This is a genomic window from Heliophilum fasciatum (genome assembly GCF_004341395.1).
GTDB lineage: Bacteria > Bacillota > Desulfitobacteriia > Heliobacteriales > Heliobacteriaceae > Heliophilum > Heliophilum fasciatum.
The window spans coordinates 65810-87293 of sequence record NZ_SLXT01000012.1; the positions used below are offsets into that span (position 1 = coordinate 65810).

Here is a 21484-nt window from a genome sequence, read left to right on the forward strand (position 1 = left end):
AAGGAGGAGTAGGAATATGATTATCAACCACAACTTACCGGCGATGAATACGTACCGTCAAATGAGTACGAATGCCGCGGCAGCTGCGAACTCCATGTCCAAATTGTCGTCTGGTCTGCGCATTAACCGCGCTGGTGATGACGCAGCCGGTCTGGCGATTTCTGAAAAAATGCGTGCTCAGATCCGCGGTCTCGATCAAGCTTCCCGGAACGCCCAAGATGGCATCTCGATGGTACAAACGGCTGAAGGTGGCCTCAACGAAGTTCACTCCATCCTCCAACGGATGCGTGAACTGGCTGACCAATCGGCCAACGGCACGAACACGGCCGATGACCGTAAATCGATTTCGGACGAAGTAACCCAGCTTAAAAATGAAATTGACCGCATTGGCAATACGACCGAGTTTAACACCCAAAAGCTTTTGAACGGTAGCCTTAAGTCGGCAGCAGGTGCTTCGATTGGACAAAACGTGACAACAGGGGCACAGGTTGGTAAGTTAGCGGCAGCTTCAGTTACGGCTACGTCGGCTATGACTGGCGCAACACTAGTAACAGGTGATTTCGTAAAAGAAACTTTAACGATTGATGGTACGAACATTGAAGTTAATTGGCAGGATCTTACTTCGGAGCAAAAGCAGACAATTACGGCAGGGACAGGTTCAAGTGCTACGGCTCAATCTAAAAATGCCGCTGCAGATTTAATTGTTCAAACTATCAATAATGCAATTGATAATTCCGGGAAAAATGTTGCCCATATTTCCGGATATGTAGATGGTACAGGTAAATTGGTGCTGAAGAGTGGCTCCGAAGGAACAGACTCTCAAATTAAAACAGCAAGTTCTGTGGCATCCATTGCGGGTAAATCGCTTTTCAGCGCCGGCGAAACAGGTGTTACCGGGACAAATAAGTATAACGGATCAAACATCGCCTCAGGCGTCTCGTTTAACTTGGAGGTTAACGGCCAGTTGATCGGGTTAGCCACACTGGGAGCGGCAATTAACAATGGGGATGCTATGTCATCTGCTGCATCGACATTGCAAACTGCCCTTAACAACGCGATTACCGCTTATAACGGTGCTACAGGTAAAGCGTCTAATGAAGACGGTTATATTGCTCAAGTTACGGTTGCGGCATCCAAAGATGGGCGCCTAACGATCAACAGTGAGACGGGTCCAGTCGTATTATCGGATAAGACAGGGGCCACAACGATCAAAGATTTGGGTCTTAGCAGTGCACAGACAGAGGCAAGTGGCGGAGGCGGAATGACCTTCCAAATCGGCGCTAACCGTGGACAATCGATTAGCTTTGGGATCAATGATATGCGCAGCGCGGCGCTCGGCATCGCTAGTATCGATGTTTCTACCGCAACAGGTGCTTCGCAAGCACTAACATCACTAGATAACGCGATTAAGACGGTTTCTTCCGAACGCTCCAAGCTTGGTGCTGTGCAAAACCGTCTGGAGCATACGATTAACAACCTGAATACCTCATCTGAAAACTTGACTTCTGCTGAATCACGGATCCGCGATGTTGATATGGCTAAAGAGATGATGCAGATGACCAAAAACAATATCTTAAACCAAGCAGCGCAAGCGATGCTGGCCCAGGCCAACCAAGCCCCACAAGGCGTGTTGCAGTTGCTCCGGTAATATAACCATTGATCCAAAGAGAGCTCCTGGCTTCCCAGGGCTCTCTTTGTCTTTCGTTAAAGCTTCTTAACCTATTAATCGGGGAGTGGCAAAATGCGTGTATCCATATTTGTGATTGCTAAAAACGAGGAAGAAAATTTACCGTCTTGTTTAAAAAGTGTAAAGAGAATTGCAAGTGAGATCATTGTAGTTGACACGGGGTCAACGGACAAAACGGTCGAGGTTGCTAGACAATTTGGTGCTAAGGTTTTCAATTATCTGTGGGATGGAAATTTTGCTAATGCACGTAATTTTGCCATGAGTAAGTGCAAAGGCGATTGGATTATCATGCTTGATGCAGATGAATACTTTGATGAAAAATCAATTCCAATTATAAGAAAAGCAATACAAAGTTCTCACCCTAAAAAAAATGATGCGATTGCTGCATTGTTATTAAACATAGACACTGATACCGGAAATACAATCGATAGTGTCGTAAGTGTTCGTATTTTTCGAAATAGTTCACGTGTACACTTCGTTGGTAGGGTACATGAACGCCTGTTGCATGTTGATGGAAGTCCGATTGTGGTGATTGGTCCAATTGAAAACCTCATCATCTATCATACGGGATATTCTAAACGTGAAAAAGAAAGAAAAGATAAAGGAAATCGTAATCTAGAGTTATTGCTTCGCGAATATGAAGAAAATCCGTACAGTAGTGATATATGTGCCTATATTGCATCAACATACTTAATATTAAACAAATATAATCAGGGATTAGACTTTGCATGGCGGGCAGAAAAATATAACAATTATCAAGGTTACTCCCATCGCGAGAAAAATTTATTTAATATTTTGCTAGCAATGCGCTCTATGGGAATGCCGCTAATTGAAATTAAAAAAGTAGCTGAAGAATCAATATTAAAGTTCCCCGATTACCCTGATTACTACGTGTTTATCGCCGAATATTATATGGAAAGCAATCAGTTGCATGACGCTATAGCCAGTTATGAAATTGCGATTAGAAATGTAAAAAAAGGGATAGGATTGCAGTCGGCATTAATGTCTAAACAAGCATCTGTATATGAATCATTAGCGCTATGCCAGTATTATTTAATGAAAAAAGAAGATGCGTTGCTTAATTTTTTTCTATCATTAAAAACAGACAAGTATTCATTCGTTTCTCTAAAAATGATTATTAAAATATTTAGAGATAAGGAATTAAAGTTATGTCTTGATCTATTAAATCAAATCTATGATTTTCAGAAAATCAAAGATCTTCTATACGTGCTTAAGGCAGCTTTACTGGAGCATCATATCCAGATTATAGATTATATACATGGGTATCTAATAGAAAAAACGGGTGTTCCCGACTATGAAGTGGCAGCTACGAAGGCTTTTGATCTTCAGGATTATGAGGCAGCGAGTAAATATTTTGTTAAAATGCATATGTCAAACCCAGCTAGTTATCCCGCCATCGCCTATACATTATGTAAATGGTATATGGAGGAAGTTGCGACAGAATATTCATATTTAAAGTTAAAGGGTTATTTTAGCCAGATCACACAGGAAGAGAACGAGTCTCATCTGCTATTTGATGACGAGAATTGGGTAATATTGGAATTGATAAAAGTATGCGTGAGGTATGGCAGGTTAGACATAATTGAAAGATTAGATAATGCAATAGAACGACTACAGTTACAGCTAGAAGTCGCAACGCTACTATACGAATATGAGCAATATGAAGAGGCTTATTATTACTATCATCAATTTGTGCAGTTAGGTATAGATATTCCTGAAATGACAGCCTTAAATATTCTCAATAGAATGGGAATGTGTTGTTTATGTAAAGGGCAAGATGAAATAGCAATTCAAGCCTATGAGGAAGCACTAAGAATAAATCCAACTGACTACCGGCCTTACGAATATCTTTATTTAATCTATTCGAAAAATGATGATATAGATGGGTGTAGAGAAATCATAAATCGGGGAATTAATTTCATTAGTGATTCTCCTTTTTTTCATGAGATGAGTAAAAAGTTCTAGATTTGAAGGGTCAGTGGGTGTGAAAAGTTATAACATCAAAAGGAGGCGGGGGATTGAGGAAGAAATAATTATGGCAGGAATTCAATTTCTTTAAGATGTTTTCCGATCGCAATACATAGAAAGTATCTTAAATTTGAAATATATAAATATTTCAGCTACGGATTTAATAATTAAGGGAGTGACTAGATGGCTTCTGAAATAAAACCGTTATGTGGACTTGAACGGGTAAAGCTTGCCGATGCGGTGCCGCTTCCAACGCCGTTTACCTTATTTGTTTTTCCTACGACGTATTGTAATTTTAAATGCCAATATTGTGGTCATTCACTTGGTTACGAGCAGATGAAAGATAAATATAATTTTGAACCTGAAAATATGTCCATGCAGACATATAGTCGCATTATTGAACAGTCAAAAGAGTTCTCTTCTAATTACAAAATGCTGTCTTTGACTGGACACGGTGAGCCGCTTCTCAATAAAGAGTTGCCATTGATGATTGAGCTTGCTAAAAAAGCCAATGTGGCAGAACGAATTGAAATTATATCTAATGCTTCTTTGTTAAACCGTGAACGTTCACAGGCATTAGTTGAAGCTGGTCTTGATATATTAAGAATATCCCTTCAGGGCCTTTCGAGTCGCAAATACGAACAAGTTTGTGGTGTTAAGCTTGATTTTGACGAACTTATCGATAATATTCGTTGCTTCTATCAAAATAAAAAGCAATGCAAGGTATTTGTGAAAATCATGGATATTGCTTTAGAACACGGAGAAGAAGAACGCTTTTATCACCTTTTTTCAGATATAAGCGATCGTATGTATATTGAACGATGCCGGCCTGTTTATGATGGGGTCGATTATTCACAAAATAATACGCAAGTGATTATTGACCGTTATGGTCGGACACATGCAAAACGGATGGTTTGTCCTTTGCCTTTTTATATGTTAGGTATTTTCCCTAATGGAGATGTAGAGCCTTGTGATACCATTTATAAGCCTGTGGTTGTAGGCAACGTCCACCGGGAAAGCCTGTATAGCATATGGAAGGGTGCTAATCTGCGACAGTTTCAGAGGATGCAACTGGAAAAACAACGTGAGAGTAATCTTAAATGCAAGGTTTGCTGTGCGCCTGATGATGTGGCACAGCCTGAGGATGTTTTGGATGATGCCGCTGATACCATTGTAAAAAGGATCTAATTTTAATGCTTCAAGCCTGCGACAGGAGGTATAGGATGTCAGATAAAGCGATTGGGGGAATTACGCCCAGTGGCAAGCGCACAGTATTAGGAACTGTACTACCACTCGATACTCCTTTTTTGGTGCAAATTTTTCCTGTTTATGCTTGCAATTTTCGATGTGGTTACTGTTTGCATTCCTTGCCGCGTGAACAACATGGCTATATATCGGACAAGCCTTTTATGGATATGTACTTATATAAGCAATGTATTGATGATATGCGGCATTTTAAGAAGAAATTAAAAATGCTGCGGTTTGCAGGCATTGGTGAACCTCTATTGCACAAACGGATTGCCGATATGGTCGCTTACGCAAAGAAAAGGGATGTTGCGGAAAGTGTAGAGATTGTTACAAACGGAGTTCTGCTTACCGAAGAATTGTCCTTGTCGCTTATTCATGCAGGATTAGATAAATTAAGAATATCAATACAGGGGATTTCGGCGGAGAAATACAAGATGGTTTCCTGGGCAAATATTGATATGGATGAATTTATAAATAAACTACGTTTTTTTCATCAGAACAAGGGTTACACAAAAATCCATATTAAAATAATTGATTGTGCACTTTCGGATAAGAAAGAAGAACTTCTATTTTTTAAAATGTTCGAAGCGGTATGTGACTCTATTGCCATAGAACATCTAACACCTACCGTTAAAGGCATTGATTACTCTAATCTATCAGGCGGAAGAAGGTTAGCGGTCACTCAAAGCGGTACTCCTCTTCTAGAAACCTCTATTTGCCCACAACCTTTTTATATGATGCAGATTAATCCTGACGGGGCGGTTGTTCCTTGCTGCTCTATGTCATATCCTCTTGTTTTTCGAGAACGTAATATGACAATACCGGAAATTTGGAATAGTGAAGCTTTTTTGAATTTTCGCAGGCAATCGCTTGATGGAACAGAAAATGTAGGTGGCGTCTGTGCTTCGTGCTCATTATATAAATATGGTTTATTTCCTGAAGATAGGCTTGAACCATATGTGGAGCAATTAAAAAAATTAATATCCAAAATATAGATTGGTGCTGAAACTGGTGATTTATTTAAAATAATTTCTAATTAACTAAACTCAGAAGTTATGCAACCGCATGTTGGTATTAAGCTTCCGAACTAGTGCCCCATCAGTCAACGTTGGGCCAGAAATACTGTTTTCGTTGAGTGATAAGACCAAGAGATTGTCTGCTTTTAAAAAGCAGGTTAAGGTTACCTGACGGGGCACTAGGAGGCAAAAAGTTTCTCTGGCTCATGGGATAAAGAGATGCTTAGAAGTCCGAGGAGAAAGATTTCTTAATTGGGATGGATTTGAGATTTTGGAGGGATGATAGTGATGGACGATTACTATGTTGAACCAATTGTCATTATTTCGGATGCACTCACCCCACCCACCCCATCTGCTGATATGTGGGAAAACCGTAAAAACGCATATTTTATGTACAATACGCCGGATGCTCCGACATGTTCCATTGTCGTTACAGGATATAATCGTTTGAACAAGACTAAATATTGCGTCGAATGTATTTTGAAATATACGCAAGACATCGATTATGAACTTATTCTTGTTGATAATGGCAGTGATGACGGGACGCTAGAGTTTTTCCAGTCGGTGCAATACAAGAATAAGAAGATAATTCGTGTGACGCAGAATCGCGGAACATTTTTGCCATTTAAATATTACTTCAATATTTTCAAAGGAAAATATCTTATAAATATATCCAATGATATTTACGTAACCCGGAATTGGTTAAGCAATCTGCTTAAGTGCTACCGATCCGATCCTAAAATCGGTTTTATCGAACCAGTTTCTTCAAATGTATCAAATTTACAAGAAGTCGATCTTGGTTTCTCTGACTTTGATGATATGCAGAAAAAGGCCGCTGAGTTCAATAAAAGCTCCCCAGCAAAATGGGAGGAACGTATGCGGCTCATCAGTGCAATTAACTTTTTTTCACGCGATGTTTTAGACAATGTAGGTATAAATGATGCCGCATACCTCCACGATTTTAGTGAGGATGACCTTTGCGCCCGTATACGACGCATGGGTTACAAACTTGTTCTCTGTCGCGATACATGGATTTGTCATGACCATGATTTCCGAAATATGGAGGATAAAGATCCCAGTGCGTTTCAGGCAAGCCTTGAAAGAGGACGCGCTGTCTACCGCGAAAAATATTACGGCATCGATCCGTGGGACGATATCAACAACTTCGAGATGACACTTCTCGCCCCGCTTGATTCTGTTCGGCTTCTAAAATCGGTAAAAGCGCTGACCGTGGATGTACGCTGCGGAACCCCTGCTTTAGAGATACGTAACCGTTTGAAGCGGCGCGGTATTACAGACGTTGTATCTTACGCTTTCACAACGGATGCCAAATATTTTCTTGATTTGCAGACAGTTTGCGCGGAAGTCAAGTGTGATAGAATTGATTTCATACAGCAGCATTATGCCAACAATACATTTGACATTGTTGTAATCGGTGAACCAATCAACACCTACCCCACACCGATCAGTCTTTTGCAAAATCTTTATGGGCTTCTCAAACCTGGTGGAGTTCTGTTGTTCAAAGTGCGCAACACCGATAATTATGGTACATTTTTACGCTCAATTGGGATGGATGTGCCATCTGACCCCGACTTGCCTTCGAATACGCCCTTAAAGGAAGTTCTAGAGTGTCTGAGACTTTTTGGTGCAAATGACTGTGCTATTTCCGCTGAGCTAGAAAACCTATCGGAAGCCGATCAAAAATTCTTGTTTGATAAGCTAAAAGCAGCGAATTCGAATGCCAATAAGGAAACACTAAATCAACTATGCATTAAGAATTATTGCGTTAGGGCAATCAGGAGGTAGCGTGTGAATATTACAGCGACAAAAATAGCAGGTGTATATATTGTAAAACGCGAGCCGTTTTCCGATGAACGAGGGACATTTTCGCGAATGTTTTGTCGCCGTGAGCTAGAAGCGGTGGGACTGTGCGGCGAAATCGCGCAAATGAACCTATCAACCAATCGAAAAAAAGGTACACTCCGAGGACTGCACTCGCAATCCGGCAATGCGGCGGAAGATAAACTTGTAACGTGTGTTCAAGGTGCAATATTCGATGTATGCGTTGATGTTCGGAAAGACTCACCCACGTATTTGCAATGGGTTGGTGAAACACTTTCGGAGGAGAATGGGATTGCTCTATATGTTCCGAAAGGCTGTGCTCATGGGTATCTGACACTTACGGACAATGCGCAGGTTTTATATCTTGTAACCCAATATTACATGCCGAATACAGAAGTTGGATACAGGTACGACGACCCTGCTTTTGGAATTACGTGGCCAATTGTGCCACCATATATAATGAGTGAAAAGGATAAGAGTTGGGGGTATATAGGTTCAAGCCAAATGGATTCTACTCAAAAAATTGGCTAAACAGCCCCATAAAACCAGGCCTGTTGACCATCCAAAATAATGCATAAAACACCGTCCAAAGACGATATTTGAGGCATGGTCACGAACAGTAGATAAATACAGATTCACATGAACAAATCAGCCACGATTGAATCGTGGTTTCTTTGGATTCCTTGACTTGAGCGAGCATGCCGTTTTCCGTGCCTGGGGATAGGCCCAGGTAATATTCGTTTCCGAATTATCATTAATCAACAGGATTGCCAGAAAACATTAAAATATGATATACCTGTTAAATTGTGTGAAACCAACGATGAGCTTCGAATGAATATAAATGATTGATGCTGTGCCGTTGCAAAAGAACCGAGTTATGCCCTGCGCATCATTATGCAGTGAGAAGTATTGCGAAATGGGTGATAAATAGGAGTAGTTGGAGGACTATGGTATGAATATGCCGGGACATATCACAAAGGAGTTTCTTAACCTAATTAAACTTCCAAACCCGAATACGAAACGACTTAACTATCTACTTGTTATGCCTCGTATCGCGATGAATGATGATACAATATATATGATGCCATATGGGTTTTGCCTAGTTTCATCGGCGCTTAAAGCTTCCGGACGTAATGTGTTTACACTAAATCTTAACTATAAAGCGAACCCTTATGAGCTTTTGCGACAAGTGGTAATTAACAATTCAATTGATGTTGTGGCGACGGGTGGTTTAAGCGGTCAGTTTTCTCTGCTTAAAGAAATACTCGATACGGTGAAGTCGGTAAACCAAAACATTATTACCATTGTCGGTGGCGGGATCATTACAGCCGATCCGAATGTTGCGATGGAGGCACTTGGAACTGCAGATTACGGCATAATTGGCGAGGGCGAGATTACGATAAACGATCTTGCCTATGCATTAGAAAACGATGAAGATATTACTGGTGTTGCAGGACTAGTATTACCTAACGGTACCGTAACTACGCAGCGTCCCGATATTGGTAACCTTGATATATTACCGTTTCCAGACTATGATGGGCTCGAATTAACGATGGTACTGCGAGAAAATTTACAGGCACAGTCTTGGTTTGAGAATAATGCTGTTGGCATTACCCTTAGCCGTTCCTGCCCATATAATTGCACCTTTTGTTTTCATTCTAGCGGAACAAAATATCGAAGACGGTCACTTGACAATATCTTTGAAGAATTGGACTGGATTACTGAAAAATATGGCGCTTCATTCTTCATAATCAATGATGAGTTGTTTATTTCAAACGAGCAGTTTCTAACCGCTTTTTGCAATCGCGTCAAGAAATACAACATAAAATATTGGGTACAAACACGAGTAGATACCGTTACAAAAGAAATATTGCAGTTATTGAAAGATAGCGGTTGTAGTGTAATTAGTTACGGGGTTGAAAGCGCGGATAATAAGATACTAAAGTCAATGAGGAAAAACATTACCGTAGAGCAGATCGAAAAAGCATTTGATTTGGCGCTAGAAGTTGGACTGCCTGCCTACGGTAATCTGATATTCGGTGATCTAGAGGAAGACCAGGAAACGATCAGCAATTGCTTGACCTGGTGGAAAAATCATCGGCAGTATAACATTTTTATATTATATATACTTACCTTTCCTGGGACTCATCTATATAAGGTTGCTTGCGAACGTGGTATTATAAAAGACCGTGTAAAATATTTAATAGATAATGATACACAAATAAATGTAACAAAAATGTCAGATGAAGAATACTGGGATGCCATCAGGAAGGTTGAGCTGTTTCAGATAATGACGGCCAATGGAGTAGATGTTGAATTTGCGAGTATTAGTGAGAAAATTAACGTACTTCGCTCTAATCTGGAAAAGATTGTTAAATATAAAATTGCGATTTGGCCAACAATATTCTCAACTATCAATCTTCTCAACAGTATATCTGAAATGTTTGTGAATGCAGATAATGTATTTTTTGTGAATAGTGCACCTAATGATACTCGCCTTCAAGGAATCGAACGCTTTGGAAAGACAGTCTTTGGACCCGATATTATTTTGGAACGCAATATTGATATTGTCCTATATGCGTATACTCAGACAGCCAGTGCAGAACGAATTTATGAAAGAATTTGTAAAGTGATTCGGGATCAATATCCTCAGATTAAACGCGTCATAAGGCTCTCAGAACTGTTCGATTTAGATTTTATTTGCTGAGATACTTTAGGTATGCGCGAGCACAGGTATTATCATAATTTGCCGCTCGATGAAATCATTTGGTCGTTCAATAAAGGAGGGGGCAAAAATGACAGAACATATTACACAGGAATTTCTAAACTTAATAAAGTTACCAGATATTAAGGCAAAAAGGCTTAATTACCTGTTTGTTATGCCGCGTATTGTTACAAGAGATGATATGACCTATCAACTGCCTTATGGTTTTTGCATGGTTTCATCTGCGTTAAAAGCTTCAGGGCGTAGCGTAGTTACACTAAATTTGAACTATAAGGCAAATCCATATGAGCTATTACGTCAAACCATTATTGACAATTCAATTGATGTTGTTGCTACTGGCGGATTGAGTGGCCAGTATTCTTTGCTAAAGGCGATAACCGATACGGTAAAATCTGTGAACCCAGAAGTAATTACAATTGTCGGCGGGGGAATTATAACAGCAGAGCCTGATGTCGCAATGGCGGCACTTGGAACAGCGGATTATGGTATTATAGGCGAAGGTGAAATCACTATAAATGCTCTTGCCTATGCGCTGGAAAAAGATGAGGATGTCCGAGTGGTTGAAGGGATTGTGCTACGTGATGGCACAGTTACTCAGTTGCGTTCCGAGATTGCCAACCTAGACATTTTGCCTTTTCCGGACTATGACGGGTTTGAGTACAGTTTGTTGTTGAGAGATAAAATGTTCAGCAGTTCAGGTGTGAATGAAAAAACCGCAATAGTTACTACAGGGCGATCCTGTCCGTTTAATTGCACATTTTGTTTTCATTCAAGTGGTAAAAAATATCGTAGACGTTCGATAGATAATATATTCCAAGAAATTAACTGGATTATATCTAAGTACGACATCAAGTACATTATGTTTGTAGATGAATTGTTCGTAAAAGATGAAAGGTTTGTTAAAGAAGTAACGAAACGTATTAAGAAACTCGATGTTAAATATTGGGTCCAAACGCGCGTGGATATGATTACAAAAGAAATCCTACTGATGTTAAAAGACAGTGGTTGCTATGAAATAACTTATGGTGTTGAAAGCGCGGATAATAATATCTTAAAGAGTATGCAAAAGAACATTACTGTGGAGCAGATTGAAAGAGCATTCAATCTGTCTCGCGAAGTTGGACTTCCAGCAAAGGGATATATCATTTTCGGCGACTTAGAGGAAACCGCTGAAACGATTAGTAATTCTCTGAGATGGTGGAGAGCGCATCCTGAGTTTGACATAAGGTTATGGTGGATTTTAACGTTTCCGGGATCTTATCTGTACAAAGTAGCTTGCGAACGGGGTCTAATATCTGATCGTGTTCAGTACTTAAAGAATAATGATACGCAATTAAATATTTCAAAAATGTCTGATGAGCAATATTGGGAGATGGTAAAGAAAGTTGAATTATTCCAAATGCTTTCGAGCGATGGCGTCAATATCAATTTTGAGGATATTGACAATGTTGTAGGAACCATCAGCAAAAACCTCGACAACTTGCTAAAAGAACATGAAATCGCGGTTTGGCCCGCAACACTTGACATTATCACAATGCTTGGCTATATATCATCAACATTTGTTTGCAGTGATAAAGTGGTCTTGATTAATACAAATCCGAACGACTCATATGTTTTAGGTACTGAACGCTTTGGCAAAAAGGTATATACGCCCGATGAAATTTTGACTGATCGTAATGTTGATACAGTACTATATGCTTTTGGCCATAGAAGTTCACATAAGGTTCGTGCCCAAATTAGCGAAATGATAAAAAACCAATACCCAAATGTAAAACAAATAATAAATATTTCTGGATTATTGAAGAACGTTATATGAATATACTTCACGTAGCTGTGCACATGGGAGATGGAGCAGGGAAAGCCATTGGTGGGCTGGCGATTCTCGGGAATAAATCCGGCAAAGATAATCACCGCATTCTTCTCTTGGACGAACCACGTAAAACAAATCATATTGATCGCTGCTGTGCTGCTGGGGTTAATGTCTTGCCAAGGAATATGGCGGGGTTGGCAATCGATGAAGCCGACGTTGTAATTACCAGCTGGTGGGGTAGCCCAATCATGGACAAGTTTTTGCGTGAATTCCCAAATATTCCATGTAGAGTAGTGCTTTGGACGCATAAAAATGGCTTTTACGATCCGCCGCTGCCCGATGCGCTTGTTCGCTCCTGTGACGAGTTGCTTGTCACTTCGCCGCTGACATTCGAAAATCCCGCATGGAGCGATGGCACATTAGTATATGGTTTCGGTGATTTCGCACCGGAAAAAATCCGGCCTAAAACTGACTATTCGCTTAATCGCGATTCATTTGTAATCGGCTACGTGGGAATGCCGAGTTATAAACGCTTTCCACTTAACGCTCTCGATTATATGAGCACTACGATAGCACTGATCCCTGATGCTGTTTTTGTCCTGGTTGGCGAGTATTCTGATGAATTCAAGTCCAGTATTATATTGGCGGGGTTGGAAGATAAAGTACGATTACTCGGTTGGACCAATGATGCCCTTAGTTTACTTCGAACCTTTGACGTTTTCGGATATCTTTTACGCTCAGATTCGTCGGCGACAACGGAAAACTCTGTGTTAGAAGCTATGGCAGCAGGATTGCCCGTCGTGATGTCCCGTAAACCAGTTGGGAAGTATCTGGTTAAAGATGGCACGGGCTTTCTCGTGGATTCTCCCGGGGAATATGCGCAGAATCTGCTGCGGATTTATGAAAGTGAGGACTTGCGCCGTTCTCTCGGACAAGCTGCGAGAAAACATATTTTAACTAGTTGCAACGTTTCGGAAAACTTAAATCGTTTTCATGAAGCTTGTCTCAAGGTTGTTGCAAAGCAAAAATATGTTCACAAATTTGGAGGATTTTAAGATGGCCATTATCGCGCCGAGTTATGATAAGAATAGAACCAACCTTAGGGATGTTATACCACTTACAAGCCCCTATACCATCCAAATTGAACCTACGCGTATGTGTAATCTCAGATGTTTTTTTTGTATGCATCATAGCCGTGGTACAAGCAATGATCTTTTGAAAGAAAGTGGCTTTAAGATCGCACATATGGATATGGATTTATACGATAAAATTGTACATGATATCATGAGATTCCCCCAACAACCGAAGATGGTCAATTTTTGTGGAATCGGGGAACCGCTTATGAATCCGAGATTTGGTGAGATGATTAGACGCCTGCGAGCGATTGGATACTCAGGACGTATCATCACCTACACAAACGGTGTATTGCTTACCCCTGCAGTGGTAGACGAATTGACGAACAGCGGTTTGTCCGAGCTTCGTATTTCTTTGAATGGTTTGACTGCAGAAATGTACAAGCATGTGACCGGGGTTAAAATAAGTATGGAGAAATACGTAGAAAATATACGTTACTTATATGAGAATAAAAAAGATACGAAAATATATATAAAAATAATAGAAAATTTACTTGAACAGGACAATGACAGAGAAGAGTTCTACCAAATATTTGGCAACATTTCTGATGTAATGTATGTGGAAAACCTTATACAACTGCAGCGTCAAATGAAAGATTACGGTGGTATAACGGAAGAGAACTATAAAAATGTATTTAACGAACCGATGGCACGTGACTGGAAAACCTGTGCGTGTATGTTTTATCAAATGCATATAGATGCGGATGGCTATGTATTTTTTTGCGTATCACTAGGTAATCCAAGTAAATTCGCAATCGGCAACATTAAAGAGAATTCTCTTGATGAAATATGGAATGGAAGGGAGCGCTTAAAAGCACTCCGCACGAACTTGCGTAACGGTTCTGATAGTATACCGATGTGCGTTAATTGCGAAGGAAAATACGATATCATTTCAAACGAAGAATTTCTTGATGACAGCAGCCAAATGTTGCTAGATCGTTTGCCCGGTGATGACTGAATAAAATGAAAGGAGGGTTTTAACAATGGCAATAATTAAACCGAGTTTTGATAATAAACGTCAGAATCTGCGTGATATCATTCCGCTACATGCCCCGTTCCACATCGGGATTGAACCGACACGCCTCTGCAACTCTAGATGTTTTTTTTGTCAGCATTCAACCAGAGGTGATGACGATGACCTATTTGTGAAAAAAGGACAACTGATCCAGCATATGAACTTTGAGTTGTATAAAAAAATTATAAACGATATTATGGATTTACCTGAACAGCCTAAAAAAATACAACTTGCGGGAATGGGTGAGCCGATTCTCAATCCCGAATTGGGAAAAATGATAAGATATCTTCGTTCGGCCGGCTTTACCGGACGCATTAGTACATATACCAATGGCATAGCTTTAACACCGGAATTAGCCGAGGAATTAGCCGACAGCGGTCTAACAAGCCTGCAAGTATCAGTGTATGGTATAACGGGAGAGGATTTCAAAAACCTTGCGGGGATTTCGGTTGATATGGATCAATATATCGAAAACATTCGGTATATTTTTGAACATAAAAAAACTGTCCAAATTCGTTTAAAAACAACGGATGACGTTGTTACGACAGAGGCTAAACGTAAAGCTTTTTTTGATATGTTTGATGACATTTGTGACCAAATATTCGTTGAGCATATTATCAATATTCCCAATCAGATGGGAAGGGATAGAGTCAAAGCGCGCAACATTACACAGTATAGCGAAGAACTTGAATGCTACCGCGACATATGTCCATGGATGTTCTATCAAGCGCACATCAATATCGACGGTGATGTATTCTTTTGTGATATCCTTGCTAAGCCCAAAGAATTTGCGATTGGTAATATTAAAGATAGTTCGCTGGTAAGCATTTGGAATGGTGCGCAAAGAAGAGAATTACTATGTACAGGACTAAAGAGTGGTCAGGATGCCATTACGCAGTGCGTTGGCTGTGAGGACAGATTTTCTATGACTGCCCCAGAGGAATACCTTGATGATTGCCGTGAAGAATTACTGGAAAGATTGAAGCAACAATAGCTTGCCAACGTTCGTTGGGATTCTCCTGATATCCAGTGGTCAATAAAAAATCCAATCTTATCAGAAAAAGATAGAGAACTCCACCTGCTTGAGGAGTTTGTTAGTCAGTAGTAAGATTCATGGATGAAGAGGTGTAGACATGAAAGTTGTTATTCTTTGTGGTGGCCATGGCACACGGATTAGTGAAGAGTCCCACTTGAAGCCAAAGCCAATGATTGGGATTGGTGAGCGCCCTATTTTATGGCACATTATGAAAACCTATTCCCACTACGGTTTTAATGATTTTGTGCTTTGTTTAGGGTATAAAGGTTATATTATCAAAGAGTATTTTTCAAACTATTTTCTCTATGGTTCGGATGTTACCTTTGACTTGGCCAATAACACGATGGAGACGGATTCGAGTGAGGCCGTTGAACCGTGGCGAGTGACATTAGCTAACACAGGATTGAATACAATGACCGGTGGACGGATTAAGCGGATTCAAAAGTATATTGGCAACGAGCCTTTTATGCTTACTTATGGTGATGGCGTTTCTAATGTCAATATCCAAAAACTTGTGGATTATCACAAGTCACATGGTAAATTGGCGACCGTTACTGCAGTGCAACCGAGCGGCAAATTCGGAGTCCTTGGTATTCATGAAGATTCCACAGTGCTCGAATTTGTGGAAAAGCCCAAGACTCAAGATGTGTGGATTAACGGTGGCTTTTTTGTGCTTGAACCGGAAGTGCTGGAGTATATCGAGGGCGATTCCATCGCTTTTGAAGGAGAACCGCTCAATCGACTTGCCGAAGAAGGTCAAATTGCCGCTTATAAACATACGGGCTTCTGGCAATGCATGGACACGCAGCGTGATAAATTTATTCTTGAAGACCTATGGAATCGCGGTAAGGCACCGTGGGCGATATGGTAAGCGTCGTTAATAAAAGTGTTTTAGTCACGGGGGCAACCGGCTTTGTGGGTTCTCATTTGGTTAAGGGACTCGTTGGTGATGGATGGGATGTTCATATCATAGTTCGTTCTAGATCGAATCTTGAACAAATAGAGAATAAAGCCAGATCGATAACTGTGCATGTTCATGATGGAACGATGCAAGGGATGAACGATATTATGGCCCAAGCTAGCCCATATATCGTAATACATCTTGCGGCGTTGTTTATTGGCGAGCATAGAAGCCAAGATGTAGAACCCTTGATCCAAAGCAACATCTTGTTCGGGGCGCAGTTGCTGGAAGCGATGCGTCAAACAAATGTTGCTTTCATGGTGAACACCGGAACTCACTGGCAGCATTATGAACATGCGGATTATAACCCAACGAGTTTATATGCGGCGACAAAGCAAGCCTTTATAGACCTTGCATGCTACTACACACAGGCAACGCCTTTACGAATGATTACGTTAAAGCTTGCGGATACCTATGGACCCCATGATCCAAGGCCAAAAATTTTTTCACTATTACGACGCATAGCTATATCAGGTGAATTATTAAAGATGTCACCAGGAGAGCAGGAGCTTGGATTTGTCTACGTTGATGACGTGGTGGAAGCATTTATCGCTGCGATCGAGTTGATCCAGACCCAACCTGAACATTATCAAGATGATTTTTTTGTTTTGCCGGAAAAGTGCTATACCTTACGTGAAATTGTTCGTTTATACGAAAAAATCAGTGGTTTGCCCCTTGCAATTGAATGGGGTGCCAGACCCTATCGAAAACGTGAAATGATGAAAGTTCATCGAGGCAAACCGCTGCCCAGATGGCGAGCAAAAGTGGATTTATTTTCTGGCATTTTACGGATGTTGCAGCTTGAACAGATATTACCAACAGATTAATTGCATGAAGATAATAATTTAATCAAGTTTTTCTCGCTTTTTTTCGATATAATGAAATAGATAAAGGATTATCGCGGAGCGTGATAAACATGGCTATTTCATCGATTCGTGGCATGGATGGTGCGGATGCGGTGGTAAACGCACCTGGAGCCCCGGCCGTTCCAGGAACAGGTGCAAATCGGGAGGCGGTGAATGTATCAGGAACAGTGGCTGCTGCACCGATTACACCAGATGGCGCAGGGACAGATAAGACTAAAAGTCCAGAAAAAGAACTTGAGAAGTATCGGTTATCCCAGGACACTCTCACGCGGTTGATGCAAGAGAGCAATCAATTTTTAAGTGCGATTAATACGGATATCCGTTTTGCCTGGCATCAAAAGGCAGAAAGACTGATGGTTCAGGTCTATGATCAGCGTGACAATCGGGTGCTTAAGGAATTTCCGCCTCATGAATTTCTGGATACGATTGCTAAGATTCGTGAGTATGTAGGTTCTTTAGTCGACACTAAAGTGTAAATAATTCACAAATGATGCGATGTTGCTTATTATCAGTGTGGATAAGAGGTGAAAGTAATGGTAATGCGTCTTTCCGGATTGTCGTCCGGCATGGATGTGGATTCAATGGTCAAGCAGCTGATGAATGCCGAACGACTCTCTCAGGACAAATTAATTCAAAACAAAACGTTGCTGGAGTGGAAAAAGAGCGATTATAGCTCCATCTATAAAGCCATTTCTGATTTTCGTAATACGGTATATACCAATAAGTTGACCAGTACATTAGGGCCGAAGGCAGTTACTTCGAACAATGAAGCCGCCGTGACTGCTACCGCTAATGCTGATGCTGCAGATATGCAGCATACGATTAGCGTGACAAAACTGGCTGATGTGGCAAAGTTAACAAGTACTGCTCCTCTTGGTGGTACTAATAAGACGAGCCTCAATACTCAACTTGGCCTAACGGGTAATATAACCTTCCAAGTTGGTGACGGGACAAATTTTAAACAAATTGAGTTAAATGCAGAATCGAATTCAATTTACGATCTTGTCAGCAAAATTAATAATGCAAATCTAAATATTCGGGCTAACTACGATACTACCTTAGACCGTTTTTATCTTTATACAACGAAAACCGGGGCGGATACAAAAATAGACTTAGTCCAGAATGCACTTACTGATGGGCTAAAGCTTACTTTGGGTGCAAATGATACTAAAAAACAAGTTATAAGTACTACCGTAATGGACACTACTAAAAATGTAACGGATACGCTGAAAGATTTTTTTAAGCAGCCCATGGCAACAGCTTTTTCTGATATTGCCGATAAAACTTTCGATATGTATATCAATGATAAGAAGATTTCGGTGGATCTTGATACAGACACGATGAGTAGCTTATTAACTAAAATTAATACCTCAGGTGCTGGAGTAACGGCTAGTTATGACCGGGATCTTAATAAATTTATGATTACGGACTCTACCCGCCCTAATGATACTATTACTACTTCTGAACTAAATTTTACTAGTAGCGATACAAGTGCTACGGATTTCATGAAAAATTATCTCAAATTTAATCCGGATACAGACGTAAAAGATATAACCTATAAAAAATCCGTAGGTCAAGACGCTGAGTTTACCCTTGATAACGTAACGCTCAAGCAACCATCGAACTCCTTTACCATCTCCGGTGTTTCCTATAATTTGAAAGCTGAGACAGGATCTACGGTTACACTTAAAGTTTCTTCCGATGTTGACACTGCTGTTAAAAATGTTAAGGCTTTTATTGATGCCTATAACACGTTCCTCGAAAAGATAAATAACAAGGTAGCTGAAAGCCGGTATTCGGATTATCGGCCACTTACGGACGCTCAAAAGAAAGAAATGAACGATGATGACATTAAAGCATGGGAAGCCAAGGCTAAAAGCGGCTTGTTAAACCGTGACTCGGCATTGTCGAATCTGATATCGACGATGCGCCAAAATTTCTCATCGCCAGTGACTTCGCTTACCGGAACTTATACGAGTGCGTCTTCCATTGGGATTACCACAGGTAATTACAAAGAAGGCGGTAAACTCTATCTTGATGAAAATAAATTGCGCGCTGCTATTCAGGCTGACCCAGAAGTGCTGAGAAAGGTTTTCTCGACAGACGGGGATACAACTACGCAAGATGGTAAGACGGTTCCGGTGACATCGACTCAAGGGATTGCCGAACGTCTCTATGTGTCTTTGAAAAAAGCAATGGATTCGATTGCGCTAACCGCAGGAACAACGGCAAGTAGCAATGATCAAAGCTTCCTCGGAAAACAGATCAAAAGCTTTTCGACGCGCATTAGCAAGATGGAAGATCGTTTGTTAGATATTGAGAATCGCTATTATAAGCAATTCACTGCTATGGAAGAAGCCATGCAAAAGATGAATAGTCAAAGTATGTGGTTATCGCAGCAATTCAGTAATGGTTAATCTGTTGGGGCCATGGATGGAATAGGAAAGGGATGGGCAAGATGATGCAAACGGCGCATGCAGCGAATACCTATGCGGCGCAAAAAGTAATGACCTGTGCCAAAGAGGATCTGCCAACGATGCTTTATGGCGGCGCAGTGCGCTTTATCAATCAAAGCTTGCAGGCCATCGAGCAAGGGAATTTACAAGAAGCACATATCTATAATTTACGGGCGCAGGATATTGTTCAGGAATTGATGATAACCTTGGACATGCAAGTGGAGATTTCAAAGTCATTGATGAGTCTCTATGATTATATTCAGTATCGCTTGATTCAGGGTAATATTAAAAAGGATAAGGAATCATTGATCGAAGCGCGGGATATGATCCAAGAGTTGCGGGAGACTTGGGTGGAAGCAGTCAAGATTGCTCGCAAGGAACGTGGAGGAGCTGCCCATGGTGTCCTCTGATGAGCCAACTTCGCTGCTGGACGGGCAATCAGAAGACGAAACATCAGCATCGGTAAGTTCATTGTGGCAAGACTATCACTTTTTGACGGTAGAGATGCGGCGATGCCTTGAGCGGCGTGATGTTGATTTATTTCTGGAATTGATAAACCAGCGTGAGCGTCTGCAAAAGCGAATTGAATCCATGTCCACTAGTATAGGTGCGGCTGAACGTATTTCCATCGCCCAAATTCTCAAGGAGAATGAGGCCGTAATTATGCAAATGCGCCGCATTATGCAGGAAGGTCGTCGGCACATTGAGCTTAAAGAAGCTTATGATTCTTATAGTGGTGATGGCACGGGTGAGAATGTAGACTGGCAGCGATGAGTATGGGGAATCATTAGCTTGGAGAAGTCTGTGTGATTATATGCAATCTATTGTGATTTGATGTAGAGAATAAAAAAAGCTACTGACCAGGTCAGTAGCGGGGCCACTTCGTAAAGAAGTGGCTTTTTTTATGCAGTGTTTGAGTATTTCGGCGTGAAAGAGCCACTTTATCGGAAAAATAGAGCCACCTTCACGGGAAAATAGAGCCATGTTCACGGAACGAGAGCCACCATCTCAATATGCCAACGTGGGTCTTGCAGCAGCAACGGCAAGACCCACGTTGCAGTGGTCTAACTTAATTTCTCAGAAATTGTTCACCCGTTTGCTCCCGACTTATTGGCGTTTAAGCCGTGGCGCTCACGCATGGATATTTTTCCGTCAATAAGTATCTCGTACGCATTGTGCTTAATTCGGTCAATGATGGCCTCGGATACCGTACCATCTTCTGGAGTTCCGATGCGATCATACCATCCTCTGGGATCAAACTGAGTGCTAAAAATCATCGCACCTTTCCGAGTTCGAGCTTCGATGATCTCAAATAGATCCATGGCCTGATCGGTCGTTAAGGGCTTTAATAACCATTCATCGAGAATCAGCAGGTCAACCTTTTGATAGGTTTTTATGATCTTTTTATACGTACCCTCACCTCTTGCGACGACAAGGTCGTTGAGCAGTTCAGGAAGCCGTACATAGCGAACGGTCATGAAGTTCCGGCAGGCTGCATTGCCAAGAGCGCAAGCCAAGAAGGTTTTGCCGTTTCCCGATGGCCCCTCAATGATGAGATGATGGCCATCATGGATATAGCGGCAGGTGGAGAGTTGTAATAACTGCGATTTGTTCAGCTTTCTGTCCTCGTGGTACTCAATATCCTCCATGCAAGCATTCGGATACCGAAACGCTGCCGTTCGGATCAGCTTTTGCAACTT

General features: G+C 41.0%; 18 protein-coding genes. 17 read left to right on the top strand and 1 reads right to left on the bottom strand.

Going from position 1 to position 21484, the window contains the following annotated elements; all coding sequences use genetic code 11:
• Positions 1-16: 16 nt before the first annotated feature.
• The 17 genes from EDD73_RS15450 to EDD73_RS08210 all read left to right on the top strand — a co-directional run bounded on the left by EDD73_RS15450 (position 17) and on the right by EDD73_RS08210 (position 20558).
• Positions 17-1648, top strand: coding sequence for a flagellin N-terminal helical domain-containing protein (locus tag EDD73_RS15450; protein ID WP_131919286.1), 1632 nt, complete (start codon positions 17-19; stop codon positions 1646-1648).
• 93 nt (positions 1649-1741) lie between these two features.
• Positions 1742-3673 carry a glycosyltransferase gene (locus tag EDD73_RS08135; RefSeq protein WP_131919287.1) on the top strand — a complete coding sequence of 644 codons (1932 nt, stop codon included), beginning with the start codon at positions 1742-1744 and terminating at the stop codon, positions 3671-3673.
• Positions 3674-3859: 186 nt separating this feature from the next.
• Complete coding sequence (locus EDD73_RS08140; RefSeq protein WP_131919288.1) at positions 3860-4864, top strand: radical SAM/SPASM domain-containing protein; 1005 nt, start codon at positions 3860-3862, stop codon at positions 4862-4864.
• A gap of 35 nt (positions 4865-4899) precedes the next feature.
• On the top strand, positions 4900-5919 hold the full coding sequence (locus EDD73_RS08145) for a radical SAM/SPASM domain-containing protein (RefSeq protein WP_131919289.1): 1020 nt from the start codon (positions 4900-4902) through the stop codon (positions 5917-5919).
• Positions 5920-6228: 309 nt separating this feature from the next.
• A complete protein-coding gene (locus tag EDD73_RS08150; protein WP_243116840.1) occupies positions 6229-7746 on the top strand; it encodes a glycosyltransferase in 1518 nt (505 codons plus the stop codon).
• A 3-nt stretch (positions 7747-7749) separates the two neighbouring features.
• The gene (gene rfbC, locus EDD73_RS08155; protein ID WP_131919291.1) at positions 7750-8313 is read left to right on the top strand and encodes a dTDP-4-dehydrorhamnose 3,5-epimerase; all 564 of its coding nucleotides are present in this window, start codon (positions 7750-7752) and stop codon (positions 8311-8313) included.
• Between the two features lie 421 nt (positions 8314-8734).
• A complete protein-coding gene (locus EDD73_RS08160; protein ID WP_131919292.1) occupies positions 8735-10489 on the top strand; it encodes a B12-binding domain-containing radical SAM protein in 1755 nt (584 codons plus the stop codon).
• 88 nt (positions 10490-10577) lie between these two features.
• Positions 10578-12323, top strand: coding sequence for a B12-binding domain-containing radical SAM protein (locus EDD73_RS08165; RefSeq protein ID WP_165876399.1), 1746 nt, complete (start codon positions 10578-10580; stop codon positions 12321-12323).
• 23 nt (positions 12324-12346) lie between these two features.
• A complete protein-coding gene (locus EDD73_RS08170) occupies positions 12347-13372 on the top strand; it encodes a glycosyltransferase family 4 protein (RefSeq protein WP_165876400.1) in 1026 nt (341 codons plus the stop codon).
• A gap of 1 nt (position 13373) precedes the next feature.
• On the top strand, positions 13374-14408 hold the full coding sequence (locus EDD73_RS08175) for a radical SAM/SPASM domain-containing protein (RefSeq protein WP_165876401.1): 1035 nt from the start codon (positions 13374-13376) through the stop codon (positions 14406-14408).
• Positions 14409-14433: 25 nt separating this feature from the next.
• On the top strand, positions 14434-15459 hold the full coding sequence (locus EDD73_RS08180) for a radical SAM/SPASM domain-containing protein (RefSeq protein WP_131919296.1): 1026 nt from the start codon (positions 14434-14436) through the stop codon (positions 15457-15459).
• Between the two features lie 139 nt (positions 15460-15598).
• Positions 15599-16372, top strand: a complete 774-nt coding sequence (gene rfbF, locus EDD73_RS08185) for a glucose-1-phosphate cytidylyltransferase (RefSeq protein WP_131919297.1) — start codon at positions 15599-15601, stop codon at positions 16370-16372.
• The gene (locus EDD73_RS08190) at positions 16366-17289 is read left to right on the top strand and encodes an NAD-dependent epimerase/dehydratase family protein (protein WP_131919306.1); all 924 of its coding nucleotides are present in this window, start codon (positions 16366-16368) and stop codon (positions 17287-17289) included. Before rfbF ends, EDD73_RS08190 begins: the two co-directional genes overlap by 7 nt.
• 89 nt (positions 17290-17378) lie before the next feature.
• Positions 17379-17804: a flagellar protein FlaG gene (locus tag EDD73_RS08195; RefSeq protein ID WP_131919298.1), complete on the top strand. Its 426-nt coding sequence runs from the start codon at positions 17379-17381 to the stop codon at positions 17802-17804.
• 57 nt (positions 17805-17861) lie between these two features.
• Positions 17862-19745 (top strand): flagellar filament capping protein FliD, encoded by a 1884-nt coding sequence (gene fliD / locus EDD73_RS08200; RefSeq protein WP_131919299.1) that lies wholly within the window; start codon positions 17862-17864, stop codon positions 19743-19745.
• 41 nt (positions 19746-19786) lie between these two features.
• Positions 19787-20194 (top strand): flagellar export chaperone FliS, encoded by a 408-nt coding sequence (gene fliS / locus EDD73_RS08205; protein ID WP_264672934.1) that lies wholly within the window; start codon positions 19787-19789, stop codon positions 20192-20194.
• On the top strand, positions 20184-20558 hold the full coding sequence (locus EDD73_RS08210) for a hypothetical protein (RefSeq protein WP_131919300.1): 375 nt from the start codon (positions 20184-20186) through the stop codon (positions 20556-20558). Before fliS ends, EDD73_RS08210 begins: the two co-directional genes overlap by 11 nt.
• Before the next feature lie 314 nt (positions 20559-20872).
• Here EDD73_RS08210 and EDD73_RS08215 read toward each other — a convergent pair.
• Positions 20873-21484: ATP-binding protein (locus EDD73_RS08215; protein WP_131919301.1), on the bottom strand; the 612-nt coding region annotated here is incomplete at its 5' end.